General features: G+C 69.9%; 25 protein-coding genes, 1 tRNA gene and 1 riboswitch. Of the genes, 8 read left to right on the top strand and 18 right to left on the bottom strand.

Translation table 11 applies throughout. The features are described from left to right. The first annotated feature begins 21 nt into the window (after positions 1 to 21). The 3 genes from IE277_RS05610 (at position 22) to IE277_RS05600 (ending at position 1,604) form a co-directional block, all read left to right on the top strand. The gene (locus IE277_RS05610; protein ID WP_161294306.1) at positions 22 to 255 is read left to right on the top strand and encodes a PTS sugar transporter subunit IIB; all 234 of its coding nucleotides are present in this window, start codon (positions 22 to 24) and stop codon (positions 253 to 255) included. Between the two features lie 78 nt (positions 256 to 333). Next, the gene (gene rph / locus IE277_RS05605; protein ID WP_189948966.1) at positions 334 to 1,071 is read left to right on the top strand and encodes a ribonuclease PH; all 738 of its coding nucleotides are present in this window, start codon (positions 334 to 336) and stop codon (positions 1,069 to 1,071) included. A 137-nt stretch (positions 1,072 to 1,208) separates the two neighbouring features. Further along, a complete protein-coding gene (locus IE277_RS05600; RefSeq protein WP_189948964.1) occupies positions 1,209 to 1,604 on the top strand; it encodes a hypothetical protein in 396 nt (131 codons plus the stop codon). Positions 1,605 to 1,709: 105 nt separating this feature from the next. On the opposite strand, the gene IE277_RS05595 is transcribed toward IE277_RS05600, so the two are convergent. From IE277_RS05595 to IE277_RS05580, 4 genes are read right to left on the bottom strand one after another with little or no spacing between them, the layout of a single operon-like run. Next, entirely contained in the window at positions 1,710 to 2,411 is a 702-nt protein-coding gene (locus IE277_RS05595) for a DUF1707 SHOCT-like domain-containing protein (protein ID WP_189948962.1), read from the bottom strand. Positions 2,412 to 2,420: 9 nt separating this feature from the next. Further along, complete coding sequence (locus tag IE277_RS05590) at positions 2,421 to 3,413, bottom strand: ABC transporter ATP-binding protein (RefSeq protein ID WP_189948960.1); 993 nt, start codon at positions 3,411 to 3,413, stop codon at positions 2,421 to 2,423. A gap of 3 nt (positions 3,414 to 3,416) precedes the next feature. Beyond that, positions 3,417 to 4,193: an ABC transporter permease gene (locus IE277_RS05585; RefSeq protein ID WP_189949247.1), complete on the bottom strand. Its 777-nt coding sequence runs from the start codon at positions 4,191 to 4,193 to the stop codon at positions 3,417 to 3,419. A 37-nt stretch (positions 4,194 to 4,230) separates the two neighbouring features. Beyond that, positions 4,231 to 5,031: an ABC transporter permease gene (locus IE277_RS05580; protein ID WP_189948958.1), complete on the bottom strand. Its 801-nt coding sequence runs from the start codon at positions 5,029 to 5,031 to the stop codon at positions 4,231 to 4,233. 1,029 nt (positions 5,032 to 6,060) lie between these two features. Here IE277_RS05580 and IE277_RS05575 point away from each other — a divergent pair. Next, a complete protein-coding gene (locus tag IE277_RS05575; RefSeq protein WP_229880823.1) occupies positions 6,061 to 8,844 on the top strand; it encodes a transglycosylase domain-containing protein in 2,784 nt (927 codons plus the stop codon). Between the two features lie 4 nt (positions 8,845 to 8,848). Here IE277_RS05575 and IE277_RS05570 read toward each other — a convergent pair whose 3' ends face one another. From IE277_RS05570 to IE277_RS05560, 3 genes are all read right to left on the bottom strand, one after another. Further along, complete coding sequence (locus tag IE277_RS05570) at positions 8,849 to 9,169, bottom strand: DMT family transporter (protein WP_189948956.1); 321 nt, start codon at positions 9,167 to 9,169, stop codon at positions 8,849 to 8,851. Between the two features lie 34 nt (positions 9,170 to 9,203). After that, a riboswitch (guanidine-III (ykkC-III) riboswitch) is annotated at positions 9,204 to 9,272 on the bottom strand. Between the two features lie 78 nt (positions 9,273 to 9,350). Further along, positions 9,351 to 9,653 carry a GroES family chaperonin gene (locus tag IE277_RS05565; RefSeq protein ID WP_189949243.1) on the bottom strand — a complete coding sequence of 101 codons (303 nt, stop codon included), beginning with the start codon at positions 9,651 to 9,653 and terminating at the stop codon, positions 9,351 to 9,353. 100 nt (positions 9,654 to 9,753) lie between these two features. Continuing rightward, the gene (locus IE277_RS05560; protein WP_189948954.1) at positions 9,754 to 10,083 is read right to left on the bottom strand and encodes a DUF3618 domain-containing protein; all 330 of its coding nucleotides are present in this window, start codon (positions 10,081 to 10,083) and stop codon (positions 9,754 to 9,756) included. A gap of 93 nt (positions 10,084 to 10,176) precedes the next feature. On the opposite strand from IE277_RS05560, the gene bcp reads away from it, so the two are divergent. Together bcp and IE277_RS05550 are read left to right on the top strand one after the other, a co-directional pair. Then, on the top strand, positions 10,177 to 10,644 hold the full coding sequence (gene bcp, locus IE277_RS05555) for a thioredoxin-dependent thiol peroxidase (protein WP_189948952.1): 468 nt from the start codon (positions 10,177 to 10,179) through the stop codon (positions 10,642 to 10,644). Between the two features lie 47 nt (positions 10,645 to 10,691). Beyond that, positions 10,692 to 10,778: transfer RNA gene (locus IE277_RS05550), tRNA-Leu, on the top strand. A 34-nt stretch (positions 10,779 to 10,812) separates the two neighbouring features. Here IE277_RS05550 and rdgB read toward each other — a convergent pair. Together rdgB and IE277_RS05540 are read right to left on the bottom strand one after the other, a co-directional pair. Next, the gene (gene rdgB, locus IE277_RS05545) at positions 10,813 to 11,415 is read right to left on the bottom strand and encodes an RdgB/HAM1 family non-canonical purine NTP pyrophosphatase (RefSeq protein WP_189948950.1); all 603 of its coding nucleotides are present in this window, start codon (positions 11,413 to 11,415) and stop codon (positions 10,813 to 10,815) included. Positions 11,416 to 11,507: 92 nt separating this feature from the next. Then, positions 11,508 to 12,842, bottom strand: a complete 1,335-nt coding sequence (locus tag IE277_RS05540; protein ID WP_189948948.1) for an SGNH/GDSL hydrolase family protein — start codon at positions 12,840 to 12,842, stop codon at positions 11,508 to 11,510. A 205-nt stretch (positions 12,843 to 13,047) separates the two neighbouring features. Between IE277_RS05540 and IE277_RS05535 the strand changes: the two genes are divergently transcribed. Beyond that, a complete protein-coding gene (locus IE277_RS05535) occupies positions 13,048 to 14,370 on the top strand; it encodes a DUF445 domain-containing protein (RefSeq protein ID WP_229880802.1) in 1,323 nt (440 codons plus the stop codon). A gap of 58 nt (positions 14,371 to 14,428) precedes the next feature. Here the strand turns inward: IE277_RS05535 and IE277_RS05530 are convergent, their stop codons facing one another. Continuing rightward, positions 14,429 to 14,872, bottom strand: coding sequence for a hypothetical protein (locus IE277_RS05530; protein WP_189948947.1), 444 nt, complete (start codon positions 14,870 to 14,872; stop codon positions 14,429 to 14,431). 176 nt (positions 14,873 to 15,048) lie between these two features. On the opposite strand from IE277_RS05530, the gene IE277_RS05525 reads away from it, so the two are divergent. Next, on the top strand, positions 15,049 to 16,020 hold the full coding sequence (locus IE277_RS05525; RefSeq protein WP_189948945.1) for a GlxA family transcriptional regulator: 972 nt from the start codon (positions 15,049 to 15,051) through the stop codon (positions 16,018 to 16,020). A 52-nt stretch (positions 16,021 to 16,072) separates the two neighbouring features. On the opposite strand, the gene IE277_RS05520 is transcribed toward IE277_RS05525, so the two are convergent. The 8 genes from IE277_RS05520 to IE277_RS46955 all read right to left on the bottom strand — a co-directional run bounded on the left by IE277_RS05520 (position 16,073) and on the right by IE277_RS46955 (position 20,618). Next, the gene (locus tag IE277_RS05520; protein WP_189948944.1) at positions 16,073 to 16,375 is read right to left on the bottom strand and encodes a hypothetical protein; all 303 of its coding nucleotides are present in this window, start codon (positions 16,373 to 16,375) and stop codon (positions 16,073 to 16,075) included. A 304-nt stretch (positions 16,376 to 16,679) separates the two neighbouring features. After that, on the bottom strand, positions 16,680 to 16,961 hold the full coding sequence (locus tag IE277_RS05515) for a hypothetical protein (RefSeq protein WP_189948943.1): 282 nt from the start codon (positions 16,959 to 16,961) through the stop codon (positions 16,680 to 16,682). 349 nt (positions 16,962 to 17,310) lie between these two features. After that, positions 17,311 to 17,937, bottom strand: a complete 627-nt coding sequence (locus IE277_RS05510) for a DUF5753 domain-containing protein (protein ID WP_189948942.1) — start codon at positions 17,935 to 17,937, stop codon at positions 17,311 to 17,313. Beyond that, complete coding sequence (locus IE277_RS05505) at positions 17,934 to 18,416, bottom strand: hypothetical protein (RefSeq protein WP_189948941.1); 483 nt, start codon at positions 18,414 to 18,416, stop codon at positions 17,934 to 17,936. The genes IE277_RS05510 and IE277_RS05505 overlap by 4 nt, the downstream gene beginning before the upstream one ends. A gap of 80 nt (positions 18,417 to 18,496) precedes the next feature. Next, positions 18,497 to 18,721, bottom strand: coding sequence for a DUF397 domain-containing protein (locus tag IE277_RS05500; RefSeq protein ID WP_189948940.1), 225 nt, complete (start codon positions 18,719 to 18,721; stop codon positions 18,497 to 18,499). 362 nt (positions 18,722 to 19,083) lie between these two features. After that, the gene (locus tag IE277_RS05495; RefSeq protein WP_189948939.1) at positions 19,084 to 19,914 is read right to left on the bottom strand and encodes a helix-turn-helix domain-containing protein; all 831 of its coding nucleotides are present in this window, start codon (positions 19,912 to 19,914) and stop codon (positions 19,084 to 19,086) included. Continuing rightward, entirely contained in the window at positions 19,904 to 20,422 is a 519-nt protein-coding gene (locus IE277_RS05490) for a DUF6879 family protein (RefSeq protein WP_189948937.1), read from the bottom strand. Before IE277_RS05490 ends, IE277_RS05495 begins: the two co-directional genes overlap by 11 nt. After that, positions 20,406 to 20,618 carry a hypothetical protein gene (locus IE277_RS46955; protein ID WP_229880800.1) on the bottom strand — a complete coding sequence of 71 codons (213 nt, stop codon included), beginning with the start codon at positions 20,616 to 20,618 and terminating at the stop codon, positions 20,406 to 20,408. Before IE277_RS46955 ends, IE277_RS05490 begins: the two co-directional genes overlap by 17 nt. Between the last annotated feature and the right edge of the window lie 203 nt (positions 20,619 to 20,821).

The raw sequence follows: 20,821 nt of genomic DNA, 5'->3' as shown, positions 1-20,821 counted from the left end.
TTCGGATCAGGGAGAAGGAACATGGCCAGCAAGGCTGAGAAGATCGTCGCCGGCCTCGGCGGTATCGACAACATCGAGGAGATCGAGGGCTGCATCACCCGGCTGCGCACCGAGGTGTCCGACCCCGGCCTGGTCGACGACGCCGCCCTGAAGGCCGCCGGCGCCCACGGAGTCGTCAAGATGGGCACCGCCATCCAGGTCGTCATCGGCACCGACGCCGACCCGATCGCCGCGGAGATCGAAGACATGATGTGAGCCGAACCGGTTCACCGGCAAGGGGCTCCTCCCGAGGCGGGAGGGGCCCCTTCCCTTTGTACGACTAGGCTCCATGCCATGTCTCGCATCGACGGCCGTACTCCCGAACAGCTCCGCCCGGTCACCATCGAACGCGGCTGGAGCAAGCACGCCGAGGGCTCCGTCCTCGTCTCCTTCGGCGACACCAAGGTGTTCTGCACCGCCTCCGTGACCGAAGGCGTCCCGCGCTGGCGCAAGGGCAGCGGCGAGGGCTGGGTCACCGCGGAGTACGCCATGCTGCCCCGCGCCACCAACACCCGCGGCGACCGCGAGTCCGTCAAGGGCAGGATCGGCGGCCGCACCCATGAGATCTCCCGGCTCATCGGCCGCTCGCTGCGCGCCGTCATCGACTACAAGGCGCTCGGCGAGAACACCATCGTCCTCGACTGCGACGTCCTCCAGGCCGACGGCGGCACCCGCACGGCCGCCATCACCGGCGCCTACGTGGCCCTCGCCGACGCCGTCGCCTGGGCCCAGGGCAAGAAGCTGATCAAGGCCGGCCGGCAGCCGCTCACCGGCACCGTCTCCGCCGTCTCCGTCGGCATCGTCGCCGGCGTCCCCCTCCTCGACCTCTGCTACGAGGAGGACGTGCGCGCCGAGACCGACATGAACGTCGTGTGCACCGGCGACGGCCGCTTCGTCGAGGTCCAGGGCACCGCCGAGGCCGAGCCCTTCGCCCGCGAGGAACTGAACGCCCTGCTCGACCTCGCCGTCGGCGGCTGCGCCGACCTGGCCGCGATCCAGCGGGCCGCCCTGGACGCCACACTCGGAAAGTAAAGGACAGACCAACAGCAAACGTGCGCGCGGGCAACCCGCGCGCCCTCCCCGGCGTCCTAGGGATACGGGCGCACGGCCCCACCACCGTGTGCCCGGCCAGTTCCGCCGGGCGCCCAACCAGGGGAGGGACCACCACCATGGCCGTCAGCCGACGCCGTCTCACCGCCGTCGCCGTCGTCGTGGCAACCGCCACGCTCACCGCCGGCCTCACCACCGGCTGTGACGCCGTCGGCAAGGCCCTGGACTGCGTGCAGACCGCCGACTCCATCGCCGACAGCGTCACCGACCTGCAGCAGGCCGTGGAGAACGCCGCGAACGACCCCACCCAGGCCGACAGTTCGCTGAACGCCATCGAGAAGAACCTCGACAAGATCGGCGACAAGACCGACAACGCCGACGTCAACAAGGCGGTCGATCATCTGCAGAAGGCCGTGGACAACATCCGTACGGCCATCAAGAACGGCGACAGGACACCGGACGTGAGCCCGGTGACGGACGCGGCCGGCGAACTGACCAAGGTCTGCACGAAGTAGCCGCCGTGGGACGGGCCGTGGGCGGCCACGGGCCGTCCGCCGCCGGTCGCGCCCACCCGGCAGCGCCGCCTGCCGGCGTACGGCCCCGTGTCCCTCGGAGGCGGCTCAGTACTCCCCGTCCCGGCCCTGCTCCCGGCGCTCCAGCTTCTCCTGGCGGCGCTCCTCCTTCAGGCGCTTCTGCTCGGCCCGGGTGACCTTGCGCTGCACGGCGACCCCGCCCCAGAAGGCGAGCCCGCCGATGATCACCCGCGGAGCGCCCGGCTCGGCCGGGCCGGCGTCCCTCGGGTGCTCGAAGCCGCCCATGATGCCGATGCCACGGACGACCACCTCCACCCCGGGCTCCACGATGACCTGCACACCGCCCATGATCGCCACGCAGTTGATCTCGACCTCGCGGTCCGCGAAGTCCGCCTCCCGCAGGTCGATCTCGCCGCCGCCCCAGAACGCGAAGCAGCTGAACCGCTTCGGCACCGTCCAGCGGCCCTTGCGTTGGAAGCCCGACATGATGCCGACCGCACCGGTCGAGGACCCCTCACCGCCGACGATCCGGCCGGCCCAACCGCCGTCCCGCGCGGGCTCCTTGGTGAAGGAGACGGGGGCCGGCGCCGCCGCCGTGCCGGCCGTCGGCAGATCGCGGGTGATCGGAGCCAGCTCGCCGTAGGTCCGTGCCTGGTACACCGCCTCCAGGCGCTCCTCGAACTCGGTCATGTCGAGCCGGCCCTCGGCCACGGCCTCCCGAAGGACTTCGGTGACCCGCTCCCGGTCGGCATCGGAGGCCCGCAGGTCCGCACGCGCGTCGTCGCTCATGACAGCAGCCTACGAGACCGCCTTCTCCGCGTACATCTTGGCGATGACGGCCTCGATGTCCGGTTCCCGCACCGACAGGTCCACCAGTGGATACTCCGCCGCGAGCCGCGCGACGAGCGGCGCCGCCGACTGTCCCGCCGGGAAGGCCAGCCACTGCCGCGGCCCCTCCACCCGCACCACCCGCGCCGACTCCACCTCGACCGGTGGCAGCTCCCGCTCCAGGTCCACCACCAGCGTCCGTTCGCTCTCCCCGGCCTCGTGCAGCCCGGCGAGCGGACCGTCGTACATCAGCCGGCCGTGGTCGATCACCATCACCCGGGAGCACAACTGCTCGATGTCCTGCAGATCGTGCGTGGTCAGCAGCACGGTCGTGCCCCGCTCCGCGTTCAACTCCCGCAGGAACCCCCGCACCTTGGCCTTCGACACGACGTCCAGACCGATCGTCGGCTCGTCCAGGTACAGCACCTCGGGATCGTGCAGCAGCGCCGCCGCGATGTCCCCGCGCATCCGCTGCCCGAGCGAGAGCTGCCGTACGGGCACATCCAACAGGGCCTCCAGCTCCAGGAGTTCGACACACCGGTCGAGATTCTCGCGGTAACGGGCGTCCGGGATCCGGTACATGCGGTGCGCCAGCCGGTAGGAGTCGATCAGCGGCAGGTCCCACCACAGGGTCGTACGCTGCCCGAACACCACCCCGATCCGGTGCGCGAGGCGCCGCCGCTCCCGCGAGGGGTCGATGCCCGCCACCCGCAGCCGCCCCGCGCTCGGCGTCAGGATGCCGGTCAGCATCTTGATCGTGGTCGACTTGCCGGCGCCGTTCGGCCCGATGTACCCGACCATCTCCCCGCGCGCCACGGTGAACGACAGCGAGTCCACCGCCCGCACCTCACGCCGCTCCCGTTTCAGGAACCCGGTCTTCCTGCGCACCACGAAGACCTTCTCGACCTGCTCCAGCGCGATGAAGTCCGCGGTGCCGTCCTCGGTGAGGGTGTCGTCCGCCATCAGTCAGCTCCCTGTGCTCCGGTACGAACGAAGTCCCGTCCGCCAGGCCAGCCCCGCCAGGGCACAGCACGCCACCGCCACCAGCGGCGGAGCGAACGCCAGCCATGTGGGCAGCGCCAGCGGATACGGCCGCCCCAGCACATAGGTCGCGGGCAGCCAGTTGACGAAGGCCAGCGGCAGCACGAAGGTCACCCCGCGCACCAGCTCCTTCGCGAACACCGTCGGCGGGTACTGCAGCAGCGTCGTACCGCCGTAGGTGAAGGCGTTCTGCACCTCGGAGGCGTCCTGCGCCAGGAACTGGAAGGCCGCCCCCGCCACGAACACCGCGCAGAAGATCCCGCAGCCGCTCACCAGCATCACCGGCATCAGCACAACCTTCAGCGGGGTCCAGTCGACGTCGAGCCGGGTCAGCGACCAGCCCAGCACCAGCGCGCCCTGGACCACCCGGCCCAGCCGCCGCAGCGCGAACTGGTCGGCCGCCATCTGCACCAGCACCGGCGCCGGACGCACCAGCAGCGTGTCCAGCGTGCCGTCGCGCACCCGCCGCCCCAGCCGCTCCATCGACCCGATCAGCAGGTCGGCCAGCCCGAAGGCCGTACCGGACAGGCCGTACAGAAAGGCGATCTCGGGCAGCGACCAGCCGCCCAGGGCGTCCACCCGGGAGAACATCAGCATGATCCCGACGAAGTCGAAGAACGTCGTCGCGAAGCTGCCGAACGTGGTCATCACGAACGAGGCGCGGTAGGCCATCGTGGACCGCACCCACATCCCGGCGATCATCAGATAGGTCCGCACGCCCTCGCGCACCGGGCCGCTCTCACCCACCCTGGACCACCACCCGCCGGGTCGCCGCCGCCTGCACCAGCCGTCCCGCGCCCAGCAGCGCCACCGCCCACGCGCCCTGGAACGCGTACGTGCCCCACGGGTCCGCGTGCCCCAGCAGGATCTGGGCCGGCGCCTGGAGCAGGGAGGACCACGGCAGGGCCCGTACGACCTCGCCGAGCGCCCCGGGAAACACGTTCAGCGGCAGCAGCATGCCCGAGCAGAAGTAGCTCGCGAGCCAGGCCATCTGCGTCACCCCCATGCCGTCCAGCAGCCAGAACGCGCTCAGCGCCACCAGATAGCGGATCCCGAACCCGACGAGCATCGCCAGCAGCACGGCGACGAGGAAGGCGACCCAGGTGCCCGCGTCCGTCGGCAGATACACCGGGAAGCACAGGGCGCCGAAGGCGAAGGGCACCACGCCGCGGCCCAGCAGCTGGAAGAAGGCCCGCCCCAGGTCGGTCGCCAGCCACCACAGCTGCAGGTCGGAGGGACGGTAGAGATCGATTGCCACGTCCCCCGTACGGATGCGATCCATCAGCTCGCCCTCGACGCCCCCGCCGCCGATCGCGAGCGTCGACAGCAGCGCCTGCCCCAGCCACACATAGGTCACGACCTGCGATTCGTCCCACCCGCCGAGGTGCGGCCGCTCGTCCCAGAGCGCGCGATAGGTCGAGACGAGAATCAGTCCGAAGACCGTGTTCGTGAACACCCCTGCCGCAGTGGCGGCCCGATACGTCGCGTACCGTCTGAATCCCCCCGCCGCGACGGCACCGTACAACCGTCCCGCGCCCACGCCAGTCCACCTCCTGGGACCGCTCGACACCGAAGCGCAGGAGCCTAGTCCGGAGGTCCGGCTGCCGGCCACGCAATTTGTGGCCGAAGCGTGCCGGAATCCGGGAACGGAACGCCAGGTGCGAGAGTCTTCAAACCGGGGGCGCAGAAGCGTACGAGGCGTACGGGAACGTACGACGCGAATACAGACGCGAAACAGGAGTCCGTGCACGACATGAGCGACGAGCCGCAGCCGCAGCAGCCGACCGAGGGCGTGCCGCCGAGCAAGCCGCTGCAGGCTGAAGGGCCCGGTGAGCCCGGGGGCCGCGATGACACGGCCCCCGCGACGGCCGGGGGGACCGACAAGCCGACCGGGGCGCAGCCCGCGCGGACGCCGGAGCAGGCGGAGGCGACGGAGGCGGCCGACTCGGAGCGCTCCGGGCAGGCCGGGCAGGATGGGCGGGCCGGACGGGCCCGTCAGGCCCGCGGCGGCCGAACGGGTGATCGTCCGGCGTCCCCGCCCCCTTCGGCTCCTGCCGACGACCCGGCCCCGGCGGCTCCCGCCGACAAGCCGGCCCCGGCGGCTCCCGCCGACAAGCCGGCTCCGGGGGACCCTTCGGCCCAGGACCGGACGGCCTCCATGGCCCGTGCCCGCCAGGCGGCCCGAGACGGCCGCACGGAGCCGGGCCCGGCCGGTCCGACCGGCGACACACCGACCGCCGGGGACCGGGCGCCCGGCGCGGCCGCGGCGCCTGGCGGGAACGCGGCGCCTGGCGGGAACGCGGCGCCTGGCGGGAACGCGGTGCCCGGTGGGAACGCGGTGCCCGGTGGGAACGCGGCGCCCGGTGGGAACGCGGCGCGTCGTGAGGGCCCCGCGCCGTCCGACGGGGCCGTCGGCGGTGCGCCGGCGGCCGGCGCGGCCTCGGGTTCCGGTGACGATGCGACGCGTCGCGCGGGCTCGGCCCCGGGCGCCTCGGGTGGTTCCGCGGATCGCGCTGCGGCGTCCGCCGCCGGTGCCTCGGAGCAGCCGCAGTCGCCCGAGAGCACCCAGGTGCTGCGGCGGGTCACGGCGCCCCGCGGCGCGAAGGGGGACGGGTCCGGCAAGGCGGCCGAGCAGACCCCGGCGCCCGAGAGCACCCAGGTCCTCCGGCGGGTGAACGCACCCCGAGACGGCGCGGGGACGGACGACGCCGCCAGGACGCCGGCCGCCGCCCCGGCCGGCGAGCCGAACGCCACCGGCCGTACGCCTCGCACTCCCCGTACCGCCGCTCCCGGCGCGAACCGTGCGGTCCGTGCGGCCGGAGCGGTGGCCGTCGGCGCGGCCGGAGCCGCCGCCGGTGCCGCAGGCACGGCGAACGCGGCAAGCGCGGCGAACGCCGTCGGCGCCGCCGCTCCCCGCCCGCGCACCGGCGCCCAGCGCACCGCCGGGCGCTCCACCCCCGGCGGTGACTCCGCCCCCGCCCCCGAGCAGGGCACCGCTCAGCGGGCCGAGGACGGCGGCAAGGGCAAGGGGAAGAAGCCGAAGCGGCCGAAGCGGACCGGGTGGCGCAGGATCATCCCCACCTGGCGCATGGTGCTCGGCGGCTTCTTCGTCTGTGTGCTGGCGGTCATCGGGCTCTTCTTCCTCGGCTACTCGATGGTCAACATCCCGCCGGCCAACGCCATGGCCATGAAGCAGAGCAACGTCTATCTGTACGCCGACGGCTCGCAGCTGGCCCGCGACGGCGACATCAACCGGGAGAACGTGAGCCTCGCCCAGGTCTCCAAGGACGCCCAGCACGCCGTACTGGCCGCCGAGGACCGCGACTTCTACTCCGAGTCGGCCATCGACCCCAAGGCGATGGTCCGTGCCCTGTGGAACACCGCGACCGGCAAGGGCAAGCAGTCCGGCTCGACGATCACCCAGCAGTACGTGAAGAACTACTACCTGGCCCAGGAACAGACGGTCACCCGTAAGGCCAAGGAGTTCTTCATCTCGATCAAGCTGGACCGGCAGAAGTCCAAGGACGAGATCTTCGAGGGCTACCTCAACACCAGCTTCTTCGGCCGCAACGCCTACGGTATCCAGGCCGCCGCCCAGGCCTACTACGGCGTGGACGCCAAGGACCTGGACCCGGCCCGCGCCGCCTATCTCGCCGCGCTCGTCAACGCGCCCAGCGAGTACGACGTCGTGGCCCACCCCGAGAACAAGTCCGCAGCCGTGGCCCGCTGGAACTACGTCCTCGACGGCATGGTGAAGAAGGGCTGGCTCAGCCAGTCCGAGCGCACCGGCCTGAAGTTCCCCATGCCGAAGGAGCAGACGGTCTCCACCGGCCTGTCCGGGCAGCGCGGTTATCTCGTGCGGGCGGTCAACGACTACCTGACCAAGAACAACATCATCGACGCCGACACACTGGAGGCCGGCGGCTACCGCATCACCACCACCATCCAGAAGAACAAGCAGAACGCCTTCGTCAAGGCGGTGAACGACCAGCTGATCTCCAAGCTGGACAAGAAGAACAACAAGGTCGACAACTACGTCCGCGCGGGCGGCGCCTCCGTCGATCCGAAGACCGGCAAGGTCGTCGCGATGTACGGCGGCATCGACTATGTGAAGCAGTACACCAACGGCGCGACCCGCGGTGACTTCCAGGTCGGCTCGACCTTCAAGCCGTTCGTGTTCACCTCGGCGGTGGAGAACGGCTCGACCACCCAGGACGGCCGCCCGATCACCCCGAACACCCAGTACGACGGCACCAACGAGCGCCCCGTGCAGGGCTGGAGCGGCGGCGCCTACGCCCCGCAGAACGAAGACCAGAAGTCGTACGGCCAGATCGACATCACCAAGGCGACGGACCTGTCCGTGAACGCCGTCTACGCGCAGATGGCGGTCGACGTCGGCCCGTCCAAGGTCAAGCAGACCGCGATCGACCTGGGCGTCCCGTCCGGCACCCCGGACCTGCAGCCGTATCCGTCGATCGCGCTCGGCACCGCCACCGCCAGTGTGCTGGACATGGCGGAGAGCTACGCCACGCTCGCCAACCACGGCAAGCGCGGCGCGTACACCATGATCGAGAAGGTCACCAAGGACGGCACGGACGAGATCAGGCTGCCCGGGCAGCCGGTCAAGCAGGCCGTCAGCCGGGAGGCCGCCGACACCACCACGTCGATCCTGCAGAGCGTGGTCGACAACGGCACGGCCACCGCCGCGCAGGGCGCGGGCCGTCCGGCGGCCGGCAAGACCGGTACCGCCGAGAACGACACGGCCGCCTGGTTCGCGGGTTACACCCCGGATCTGGCCACGGTGGTCTCCGTCATGGGCCAGGACCCGGTGACGGCCAAGCACATGGGGCTGTACGGCGCGCTCGGCCAGGCCCGGATGAACGGCGGTGGTCCGCCGACCCAGATCTGGGCCCAGTACACGCAGGACGCGCTGCGGGGCAAGCCGGCCGCCGACTTCGACCTCCAGCTGGAGCAGGGCGCCGACGAGCCGCAGCCGCCGAGCGCGACCGGCCCGGCCCAGTCGGGTACCCCCTCCGGCCGGCCCACCGGCAGTGCGACCGCCAGCCCGACCGGCGGCGGCGCCACCATGAGCCCGGCCGGCGGCACCACCGGCAGCACCCCGACCACCGGCGGCACCACCGGCACCCCGACCACCGGCGGTGCCACGACCGGCGGCACCACCACCGGTGGTGACACCACGGGCGGCGGGACGACCGGCGGCACCGACACCACCGGCGGGACGACCGCCGGGGATGCCACCGGGGGTGATGCGGCGGCCGGCGGTGCGGACGGCGCCGGCGGTACGACGGGGACAGCCGCCGGCGACGGCGGCGGCCCAGGCCCCGTGACCTGACGTCTCAGTGGCCGCTGGTCGCCTTCAGCCCCACGACGGCGACCAGCAGCAGACAGACGAAGAAGATCCGGGCGGCGGTGACCGGCTCACCCAGCACCACCATGCCGAGCACCGCCGCACCGGCCGCCCCGATGCCGACCCACACGCCGTAGGCGGTACCGATGGGCAGGGACTTCGCGGCGTACGACAGCAGGATCATGCTGGCGACGATTCCGGCGCCGGTGAACAGGCTGGGCACCAGCCGGGTGAAACCCTCCGTGTACTTCATCCCGATCGACCAGCCGACTTCGAGCAGACCGGCGACGAGCAGCAGAACCCAGGCCATGACAGGCACCTCCGAGACGCAGTGACTCTTCTTCGGTGCGTCGTCTTTGCCTGTGTCCCGGTACGGCGCGTCTCGTCGGGTTCGCTCTCGAAGATAGCAAAGGAAACGCAAAAGGGGCCGGTGACGATGGTCACCGGCCCCTTTTGCGACAGGGACTCGATTCGGAATCAGAGATACGGAATCAGAGATACAGCCCCGTGGAGTCCTCCGACCCCTCGAAGCGGTCCGCGGCCACGGCGTGCAGATCCCGCTCGCGCATGAGCACGTACGCCACACCCCGCACCTCGACCTCGGCCCGGTCCTCCGGGTCGTACAGGACGCGGTCCCCGGTCTCCACCGTGCGTACGTTCTGGCCGACCGCGACGACCTCGGCCCAGGCCAGTCGGCGTCCGACCGCCGCGGTGGCGGGAATCAGGATGCCGCCCCCGGACCGCCGCTCGCCCTCGCCGGTGTCCTGCTTGACCAGAACCCGGTCGTGCAGCATCCGGATGGGGAGCTTGTCGTGATGGGAGGTGCTGTGCTCGTCTCTGATGGGGCTCACGCCTCGAACCTACCTGTCCTCGCCCTGCCCGTATGCGTCCGGGTCAGTCCTTGCGCCGCCGGGAACCCACCGCGAACAGCCCGACCACGCCGACGGCCAGCAGCGCGACCGGCACGACCCGCTCCAGCCGCACCCCGCCCGCCTCGTCGACGAACTGCCCCCTGACCTCACTCACCAATCGGTTGACCTGCACATATGCCCGGCCCAGAGTGTGGTCGACATGGGCGACGGCCTTCGCCTTGGCATCGCCGACGATCGTCTTCGGATGCACCCGCACCCCGATCTCGTCGAGTGTCTCGGCCAGCACGTCACGGCGGCGCTTGATGTCCGCCTCGATCTGCGCCGGGGTTCTGGTGTCCGAGGTGTCCGCCACCGTACAGCCTCCGAAGTCTCCTGATGTTGTTCCGAACAGTTTGTCAGTTGTGGGCCGCACCGCGCCGCAAGGCCCCCCGGTTACGCTGGCCCGATGAGCGAGCGACTCCAGCCGGGGGACGTGGCCCCCGCCTTCACCCTCCCCGATGCCGACGGCCATGAGGTGTCCCTGTCGGACCACAAGGGCCGCAAGGTCATCGTCTACTTCTACCCGGCCGCCCTGACCCCCGGCTGCACCAAGCAGGCCTGCGACTTCACCGACAACCTGGAGCTGCTGGCCGGCGCCGGCTACGACGTCATCGGCATCTCCCCCGACGCCCCGGAGAAGCTGGCGAGGTTCCGTGAGAAGGAGTCCCTGAAGGTCACCCTGCTCGCGGACCCGGAGAAGCAGGTCACCGAGGCCTACGGCGCCTTCGGCGAGAAGAAGAACTACGGCAAGACGTACCTGGGTGTCATCCGCTCCACGATCGTCGTGGACGAGCAGGGCAAGGTCGAGCGGGCCCTCTACAACGTCCGCGCCACCGGTCACGTGGCCAAGATCATCAAGGATCTGGGTATCTGACCACCGGGACCCGCTGCCCGGCCGCTAGCATGGCCGGGCAGCATCAGGCGGCCGTGGTGGAATTGGCAGTCACGCTGGGTTTAGGTCCCAGTGGGGTAACTCCCGTGAGGGTTCGAGTCCCTCCGGCCGCACCAGAGTTCGGCAGTTCGGCCGGGCGCCTCGCGCACGTCAGCCGAGCAGTTCACGGACGACCGGCACCAGCGCGCGGAACGCCTTGCCGCGGTGGCTGATGGCGTTCTTCTCCTCGGGGCTCAGCTCGGCGCAGGTGCGGTCCTCGCCCGCCGGCTGGAGGATCGGGTCGTAGCCGAAGCCGCCCGCGCCGGCGGGCAGGTGCCGCAGGGTGCCGCGCAGCTGTCCCTCCACCACCCGCTCCGTGCCGTCCGGCAGGGCCAGGGCGGCGGCGCAGGCGAAGTGGGCGCCGCGGTGCTCGTCCGCGATGTCGGAGAGCTGGGCGAGCAGCAGATCGAGGTTGGCCCGGTCGTCGCCGTGCCGGCCGGCCCAGCGGGCCGAGAAGATGCCGGGGGCGCCGTTCAGCACGTCGACGCAGAGGCCCGAGTCGTCGGCGACCGCCGGCAGACCGGTGGCGCGGGCGAGCGCGTGCGCCTTCAGCAGGGCGTTCTCGGCGAAGGTGACGCCGGTCTCCTTGACGTCGGGGATGTCGGGGTAGGCGTCCGCGCCGACGAGTTCATGGGGCAGTCCGGCGTCGGCCAGGATGGCCCTCAGCTCGGTGATCTTTCCGGCGTTGCGGGTGGCGAGGATCAAGCGCGTCATGCCCGCCAGTATTCCCCGCCCCGCGAGCCCGGCTCCGCCCGCCCCGCTCCGGCTCCGCCTGTCCCGACAGGACTTGCCTGCCCCGACATGACTTACAGCTCCGCCTGCCCCGCGCCCTTGAGCACGCTCAGGTCGAACACCTCGGCCATCCTGCCGAAGCCCAGGTCACTGGGGTGCAGATGGTCGCCGGAGTCGTAGTCGGGGCGCAGCCGGCGCGGGTCATAGGGGTCGCGCAGCGCCTTGTCGAAGTCGACGACCGCGTCGTACACACCACCGGAGCGTATCTGCGCGTTGACCTGCCGGCGTACCGTCTCGCGGGCCGGGGTGTAGCCGCGGTGGCCCCGGAACGGTGTCAGGGTGGCGCCGACGACCTTCAGACCGCGGCCGTGCGCCTCGCGGACCAGGGTGCGCAGTCCGGCGAGGATGCGGCCGGGGTCGGCGAGGCGGGGGTTGCGCAGGATGTCGTTGACGCCGAGGTCGATGACGACGACCTTGACGTTCGGGTGGGAGAGCACATCGCGGCCGAAGCGGCCGAGGCCGCTCTGGTTCTCGGCGGGCCTGCCGAGCCCGTCGGCGAGCACCTGGTTGCCGCTGATGCCCTCGTTCACGACGCTGTAGCGCGGCACCTGCCGCCCGCCTGCGGCCGCGTCGCGCAGCCGGCCGGCGAGGAGGTCCGGCCAGCGGTGGTTGGCGCCGGTGGTGGACGTTATGCCGTCGGTGATGGAGTCACCGAGGACGACGACCGTGCCGTCCGCCTCGTTGCCGAGGACGTCCAGACTCGTCACATAACGCCAGTACGGCGTCTGTTCGGTGTACGGGGCGCCCGTCGCGTCCTCGGTGCGGTCACCGTCGGCGACGTACGAGGTCTGCTGGGCGTGCGGATGGTAGGTGACCGGGCCGGACGGCGTGGGGGAGTAGGTGGTGACCAGCACATCGCCGTCGTGCGGGACGGTGAGGCGTACGGCGTCGCTGACGGCCTCGCCGCCGGCCGGGATCACCACGCTCGTGGCGCCGCCGAAGGTGAGACGGCGCATCGAGTCCGGGTCGGCCGCGGCGGTGCCGTCGCCCGCGGACACGGCGATCGAGGCGTGGGTGAGGGGCAGCGGAGCCTGGCCGTAGAGATTGGACAGTGTGATCCGGGCGCTCGTCCCGCCGGTGCTCGTGTGCACGACATTGCGCACCGAACGGCCCGCGAGGCCCTGCGCCTCGGTGCCGGGCTCGCCGCCGGCCGGGGAGGCGGACCAGGCGCCGACCCAGGTGCCGGTCGAGGCGGGGGCCGCGGCGGAGCCATGGTGCGGGCGGTCGTCGGTGAACGCGCCGCGCGAGCTGCCGTGGTCGGCCGCCACGGTCAGATAGATGGCGGCGGACACGGCCACGACCAGCGCGAGCAGCGCACTGAGCACGGCATAGCCATGTCGCTTGGTCACGCTGTGGTGTTCTCCTCGGGGAAGGGAGCCCGAGGCTCCGATCTTGTGAGCCCATCATGCGTCATGGGCCGGGCGGAGCTGTCAGGGCCCTGCCCATACCCGCGCTCGGACAGACGCCGGGAACTCTTGTTCCGTTCCGGGAGTCGGTCAGGCAGGGACAATTTGTGTGCGGAATCACCGCGGGATCACCGAACGGGTGGAGCTGATGGAACCGACCGAGACGGAGACGGCGCCGGTACCGGCGCGCGGGGTGTCGTACCGCACCATGACGGCCTTCACCCCGGCCGACGAGGAACGCCGGCGCGGGGTGCGCCGTATGAAGCTCACGGCGACCGGCCTGCTGCTGTTCGTGGCGCTGGTCTACGTCCTGGCCAAGCTGGCCGCGCACGAGGGCGCCGGGCCCTGGGCGGACTATGTGGCCGCGGCGGCGGAGGCGGGCATGGTCGGCGCCCTGGCGGACTGGTTCGCCGTCACCGCGCTCTTCCGGCACCCGCTCGGGCTGCCCATCCCGCACACCGCGATCATCCCCACCAAGAAGGACCAGCTGGGCGTCTCGCTCGGCGAGTTCGTCGGCGAGAACTTCCTCTCCGAGGACGTCGTACGGCAGCGGCTGCGCGCGGTCGGCATCGGCAGCCGGCTCGGGGCCTGGCTGGCCGAGCCTGAGCACGCGGACCGGGTGACGGCGGAACTGGCCAGCGCGCTGCGCGGCGCGCTGACGGTGTTGCGCGACTCCGATGTGCAGGCGGTCGTGACCGAGGCCGTCACCCGGCGGGCGAACATCCAGGAGATCGCGCCCGGCATCGGCAAGATGCTGGAGGGGATCGTCGCCGACGGCGGGCACCGGCGCGTGGTGGACCTGGTGGTGACCCGGGCGCACGACTGGCTGGTGCTGCACCGGGACGACGTGATGGTCGCCGTGGAGGGCGGCGCGCCCGGCTGGACCCCCCGCTTCGTGGACCGCAAGGTCGGTGAGCGGGTCTACCGGGAACTGCTCCGCTTCGTCACCGAGATGCGGGACATGCCCGCCCATCCGGCGCGCGGCGCGCTGGACCGCTTCCTCAACGACTTCGCCGCCGACCTGCAGTCCGACACCGACACCCGGGCGCGGGTGGAGCGGCTCAAGGGCGAGGTGCTGGGCCGCGGCGAGGTACAGGACCTGATCGCGTCCGCCTGGACGGCCGTACGCTCCATGATCGTGGCGGCGGCCGAGGACGAGCGCAGCGAGCTGCGACTGCGGGTGCGGGCCGCGCTGCTGTCGCTGGGCAGGCGGATGGCGACCGAGCCGAAGGTGCAGGAGAAGGTCGACAGCTGGGTCGAGGGCGCGGCGGTGCATGTCGTGACGACGTACCGCAAGGAGATCACCTCACTGATCACCGACACCGTGGCCGGCTGGGACGCCGAGCACACCACCCGGAAGATCGAGGCCCACATCGGCCGCGACCTGCAGTTCATCCGGATCAACGGCACGGTGGTGGGATCACTGGCGGGCCTGCTGATCTATGTGGTGACGCAGACGCTGGGGGCGTGAGGGGTCCGGCGGCGGAGGGCAGGCAGAGGAGAGGCCAGAGAGCTGAAACCCGGTGCTCTCAGGCCCCTGTCGTGGAACCCGGTCGCACGATCATCAGAACGGTCACGGTGGCCCACAACAGGTTGAACACCCCGGTGACCATGGCGAGCCGTGCGGGGTTCGCGTCCCGGCCCTCCACGAGCGCGCTCTGGGCGGGCAGCACCAGCGCGGCGAGGACCACGGCGGCGAGGGCGGTGAGCGCGATCGACACGATCAGCCAGGCACTGCCCAGCACCCCCATCTCGCTCGCCGTGGCGAACCCGAAGACCGGGACGACGACACCGACCAGGGCGTACACCCGGCAGATCCGGTGCAGCAGCCGCAGGGTCCCGGTCGAGCCCGCGTCCTTGGGGTCGGCGGCCATCCGGCGCGCGACGGGCGGGAACATGCTGGCGGCCACGGTCACGGGTCCTACGGCGACGATGGCGGCGAGGACGTGGACGGCGAGGAGGAACTTGGTCACGCGCTGACGGTAGGCGGCGACCGGATCATGCGACAGCGGCGAGAATGCCAGTCTTCAACGGATTCCCGCCAGAGGTATGCAGGGGCTGCAGGGGCGGGCTGTCCAGGGGGATATCCACTTCTCCGACGCTGATGGGTGCTGTTGGCCACAATTCGTCGTAGCCCTAGGATCCCGCCATGCACACCGTGGCCGTACTGGCGCTGGACGGCGTCGTCCCCTTCGACCTCTCCGCCCCCATCGACACCTTCGGCTGGGCGCGGCTGCCGGACGGCCGGGAGCCGTACCGGGTGCGGGTGTGCGCGGAGCGCGAGGAGGTGAGCGCGGGCGCCTTCACGGTACGGGCGCCGTACGGCCTGCGCGCCCTGGCGGAGGCGGACACGATCATTCTGCCGGGCCTGGCGGAGCTGCCGACGGAGTTGCCGGAGGGCGTCGCCGAGGCGCTGCGCTCCGCGGCCTCGCGGGGCACCCGGATCGCCTCGATCTGCGTGGGCGCCTTCCTGTTCGCGGCGACGGGCCTGCTGGACGGTCTGCGCGCGACGACGCACTGGTACGCGGCGGACCGGCTGGCGGCGCTGTATCCGAGGGTGACGGTCGACCCGAACGTCCTCTACGTCGACAACGGCCAGTTCCTGACGTCGGCGGGCGCGGCGGCGGCGCTGGACATGTGCCTGCACATGATCCGCAAGGACTTCGGCTCGGCCGTCGCCGCGCACGCGGCCCGGATGTCCGTGATGCCGCTGGAACGGGAGGGCGGGCAGGCGCAGTTCATCGTCCACGACCTGCCGCCGGCGCCGTCGGGTGCCACCCTGGAGCCCCTGCTGCACTGGCTGGAGGACCACTGCGACCGCGATATGACGGTGGACGAGATCGCGGCGCGGGCGGACATGAGCACCCGTACCCTCAACCGCCGCTTCCGTGAACAGACCGGCACGACGCCCTTGCAGTGGCTGCACCGGGCCCGGGTGCGGCGGGCCCAGCATCTGCTGGAGACGACGCCGTACCCGGTGGAACGGATCGCGGCCCAGACGGGCTTCGGCTCCCCGACGGCCTTCCGCGAACGCTTCCGGAGGGTGGTGGGGACGAGCCCCCAGGCGTACCGGAGGGCGTTCAGGGCGGGGGAGTTGCGAGGGGAGGGGCGACCGGGGTGAGGGCGCGGCGGCCGGGCTCCGGGACGCGCCGACCGGACTCCACTGAGGCCTCTCAGGCCTTGCGGTCGGCGACGGTCCAGGAGGCCAGGGCGACGGCGCCGGCGACGCCGAGGACGGACGGCCAGGCGCCGACCTTCTTCGCCAGCGGGTGGGATCCGGCGAACGCGGCGATGTATCCGGCTGTCAGCGCACCGGCGGCCTTCCCGCCGGCCTGCTTGCGCCACTGCTGAGCGGCAGCGACGCCCGCGACGGCCAGTACGGCGCCGCCCAGTTGCCGCTTCTTGGTCCAACGGGCGACGCCGTACCCGCCGACGAGCCCGGTAGCGGCGACAACTGCACTGGGAATCCTGGCCACGAATGCCTCCTCTGTTTCTGCCTGCGGCCGAGGCTAACGCGCAGGCCACCGAGGAAACCGAACCTGAGTCGAGATGTGTCAAGTCTCCACTCTCCCCGGAGAGCTGGACCAAGCCGAAAAGCCCCCCGTTGCTGGGAGGCTTGTCGGCTGATCTGCCATTTGTTGTGTCATTCACCGGGGATGCGGACCGTTGCCGGAACAAGGTCGGCATCCCCCGTGTCGGCGGTGGGCAAGCCGGCCGGCCCACCGGACGCCTGGCCAGCTGCCGCTGTCCGCCGTCAGGGATTTACGGTTGCCGGCCTCTTTAGAAGGCGCTGCTGTTGCAGCCCATGGTCGAGCCGAGGTGGCTGGACTGCGCACCCGGGTCGCCCTCGCCGTTGAGCGCGTTGCCGAGCACGCCGTTGAGGATTCCGACCTCGCCGAGGACGTCGACGTTCAGGTCGTGCGACCGGCAGTTGGCGCTCTGCAGGACGCTGCTGTTCCCGCCCCCGCCGCCCTCGCCACCGGCGAAGGCGGTGCCGGAGGTCAGGAGCCCGACGCTGCCGATGGCGGCGACCAGGACGGCGGTCTTGCGAAGCTTGTGCATGTCATCTCCATGGTGTGGGTGCGGATACGGTCGGTGACGGATCGACCGCTTGCGGTTATGGAGATTAGTGAGAAAATACCCCGCAAATCACCGAGGCGCGCCGATTTCGTGATCAGGTGATGGAAACACGACGAAACCATCACGACCCACTACAAACAGCTAATACGACAGATGATCCCGGCTCCAGCGGCCCAGCCGTCCCACCGAGTTCGCCCTTGCCGCGGGCGGACAGCCGGCGCCCCTCCGACCGCGACGCCTACGGTCAGCACAACCGCGTCGAGCGGCGCACCGCCCGACCGGAGCAATGGGGCGGAACTGCTCAACTACTACGACGTGCAGGTCGACGGAGTCAGGACGGAGCCTCAGCCTTGTTCCAATAGGTCAGGGCTTTCCGGATCAGGGCGCAGGCGGCATCTCCATAGTCGGCCGCGCTCCTCAAGGCGCCGAATGCCCTTTCATGAAGGGCGAGTTCGTCCGGATCCGTGATGTCCACGCCGGACGAAACGAGTTCATAGTGCGCTCGCCCGCCGTCGTACAGGTTGAACAGGTTGAAGCCGGGAAAGGGGACCACACTGACCTCGGCGGCGGTCGGGAGGACGCCGAGCGTGAGCGAGGGCAGTGCGATGTCGCGGAGCAGGCGCTCCATCTGTCCTCGCATGACCTCGGGCCCTCCGACATTCGTGTACAGGGCCTGCTCGCCGAGGATCACGTCGTAGTGATGCTCCCCGTCGTACAAGACCTGTTGGCGCTCCATGCGTTTGGCCACACCCGCTGCCACGTCGTCTGGCACGCCGAGGAAATCGACGACCTTCCGGAGGATCACGCTCGCGTAGGCCTCGGTCTGGAGTGTGCCCCAGATCATCGCCGGCACATACGCCTTGCCGTGCCGCGTCTGCCGGTACCAGTGGACGACTTCGTCCTGGATGTCTTCCGTGCCGCTGGACAGCCGCTCCTGCCAGGGAATCAAGCCGGTCATACCGTCGCTCCTTGTTCAACGGGACACATCAGCTCAGGCCTCGCACGGTTCGGAGAACACGTCACTATCGCGAGCGACAGGTACGAGGGGCGTTCGAGATAGAACCCGAGTGCCACGTCATCACCCGAAGTCAGTTTCCCGGCAGCCGAGTTGACCAGCACCGTGAGCTTGGCGAAGTCCCGCTCCCATTCGGAGGCGAACCGAGGCGCATACTCGGCCACACGCGCCCCGACCCAGGCGGCGGCGTCCTTCGCCTCAGCCCACGTGCCACGCACCAGTGATCGCGGTTTGACGAGCCAATACGCCGTCTCCAGCGGAGGAAGGTCCACGACCGGGAACTCCGCTGCGACTTCGCGGTAGCGCTGGATCAGCTCGGGTTTGCATCCGGCCGGCGGCGGCTCGGGATGCGGAGGCCGCCGTAGGGCTTCCTGATCGAAGCGTTCTTTGGCTCCCACCCATAGATAGCCGTGGTGATGCACAGTCGTTCCTGTCGGGCGTCGAAGGTCGAGGGGCGGGCCGGTCCCGGCCTCCATGCGGAATCCGGGACCGGCCAGGGGCATCAGACGGACAGTCCGAACCTCTCCGGATCGATGCCGGCCACGGCCAGCTCCTCCGTCGTGAACCGCAGCGGCTCCATCTCCGGCCGCTTGCTGTCACCCAGCGCCCAGGCGTCATCGCCGATCCGGGCGAGCGTCACGCACCCCTCGGTACAGGGCCCTCCACAGGACTTCACGAAGGAGGCCCCGCTGATGTCGAGCCCGTACAGCTTGTTTCCGTCCAACATCACTGCACCTTCCTGTTCATCTGATCGCGGCCATGACCGACCGCCGCCGCCCTGACGGGACGGGAGTTCATGCGGGAGAGGGGCGCGATACCTCAGCGCCTGGAGCTCTTGCCGCGTCCGTCGCAGCGTTGACACGCACACGGTGGCCACTCGGCGGTGATCAGGGGCGGAAGGTCATCCACGGCGAACACCGCACGCTCTGGGCCCCAGGTCTTCCCGGAGTCCCACGAGACACGAATGGTCATGAGGGGGCTGTCGACAAAGAGCCTGATTTCCATTGATCCTCCCCGGTTTTCATGACGCACACATGATTCACCGGCGGTGGCGCAAATCCCAGCTTTATTCCCGTTGGCTCCTAAAGATCAACGGTAGAGACTCGCCCATTCTTGAAGAAGGGACCGGGCTGTGTCTCCGAATCGCGCCTGCTCCTCGTACTGCTTGAAAACTTCCAGATGTTCGGCAATATCACGAGAGTCGCGGAAGACGGTCCGCCCGGTGAACGTCTCGACAGTGGCAAGCCTGTCGTCGTAGACCGTGAAAGTGTTCATGGGGCCACGGCTTATGACCGTGCCCATGGGTATGAGACCGATCCGTATGTTGGGGAGATGGGACAGCGAAGCTAGGCGATCGATCTGCACAGCCATGGCTGGAGGAGGGATCGCGGCCCAGCGCACGGCCTGCTCGGTGAGCAGGAAGGTGAAGTGCTTCGTGGTGTCGTACAGAACCGCTTGACGCTCCAACTTTCGGGCCACCGTCTTGGCGACGTCTCCTGGTGAGTACTCGAGGCTGGCACGGATGTATTCAGGAGTAGCCAACAATCCAGTGATCATCGCAGGAAGAAAGAGCCGAAGCTTCTTGGCTTCAGCTTCCAGGGTGGCCAATTCTGCCTGGCGCTTTTCAAGTCCGCGTCGCCAGGACGACCGGATGGGTTGCCACTCGGTGTTCGCTAGCCGCGCCAGCACCGCTATTTCGGTAACCAGTTCCTCTGGAGCTTCGAGCGCCCGCAGGATGAGCTCGACGTCGATCAGGCTCGGCGTGATCTCGGCAGTCTCGATTTTACTGATCTTGGACTGTGACACATTGCAACGCTTGGCGAGCCGGACTTGGGACAGTCCGGCTCGCTTGCGCAGCGTTCTCAGGGTTTCGGCCAGGTCGGCTTTCGACTCTCCCAGCCGCTCAGGATCAAGCGTCAAAGCCCTTCACGTACTCCTCGAAGGGCACCGATTCTGTGAGGGCGATGCGCTGGTACTCCCGGTATGGTTCCGGGGCGCCTTCGTACATTTCCCGATCGATCTGAGTCCCGTCCGGCTCGTAGTTCATGAGCACAATACGAGAGCGGTCGAACATCCAGAAGTCCTGAACGCCGTCTAGGGGGTTGGGACGATCGGTCACGTCGAGGATGCGGATCGCCTCACCGGCTTCAACGTTGTGGCGGTAGTGCTCGAACTCGAAGCGCAGGTAGTCCGAGAGAGGCTGCGCGATGATGTGCACTCGCCCAACGCTGCGGCCGCTCGTCACGTACGCCTTGACCCGATCGAACCAAGGCTGTGTCGCTTCACGCGTCACGGGCTCGCCGGCCAGGAATCGGCGCACGGCCTCTTCCTCCTGCGGCACGCGGTAGACGGGCAGAGTTTCCAGACGCCATGCCTCTTGTTGCATGGCGTCGAAAGCCCTCCGCCAGTCCTCACCAGCCAAGAGCACGGACAGCCTCCCTCAGGACCGCCTCCGGGATCTCCACGAGTGCTTCGCCCTCCGGCGGATCGAAGGCGCGCGACAAGTTCCCTTGGACCACGATTGCCCCCGAGCCGGTCCGGTACACGTTGGGGCAATCGTCGCCCCCACACTGGCCGTTCCCGTTCCCGTTCCCGGTCAGCCGAGTCAGATCTCCACGTGTCATGGTTCCGCCCTGTGCGCCGGGCAGGGCCCCTCCCTGCCTCAGGGAGGACGTTAGGGCGGCTGGGAGGAGCGGGTCCATGACGCCACGGAAATATTCCAGTAGTGGGGTAGTTGATCTAGCAGCGGGTGTAAGTGCTCGTCACGTGAGGAAACGATTTTGGGGTACCGAACGAGGTGCCTGTCCGGGCGGTTACGCAGACTGCG

Origin of the sequence: Streptomyces alanosinicus (genome assembly GCF_014650595.1) — a bacterium.
Lineage (GTDB): Bacteria > Actinomycetota > Actinomycetes > Streptomycetales > Streptomycetaceae > Streptomyces > Streptomyces alanosinicus.
Note: the sequence above shows the minus strand (reverse complement) of the source record. Positions and strands in the feature narration are given on the sequence as shown.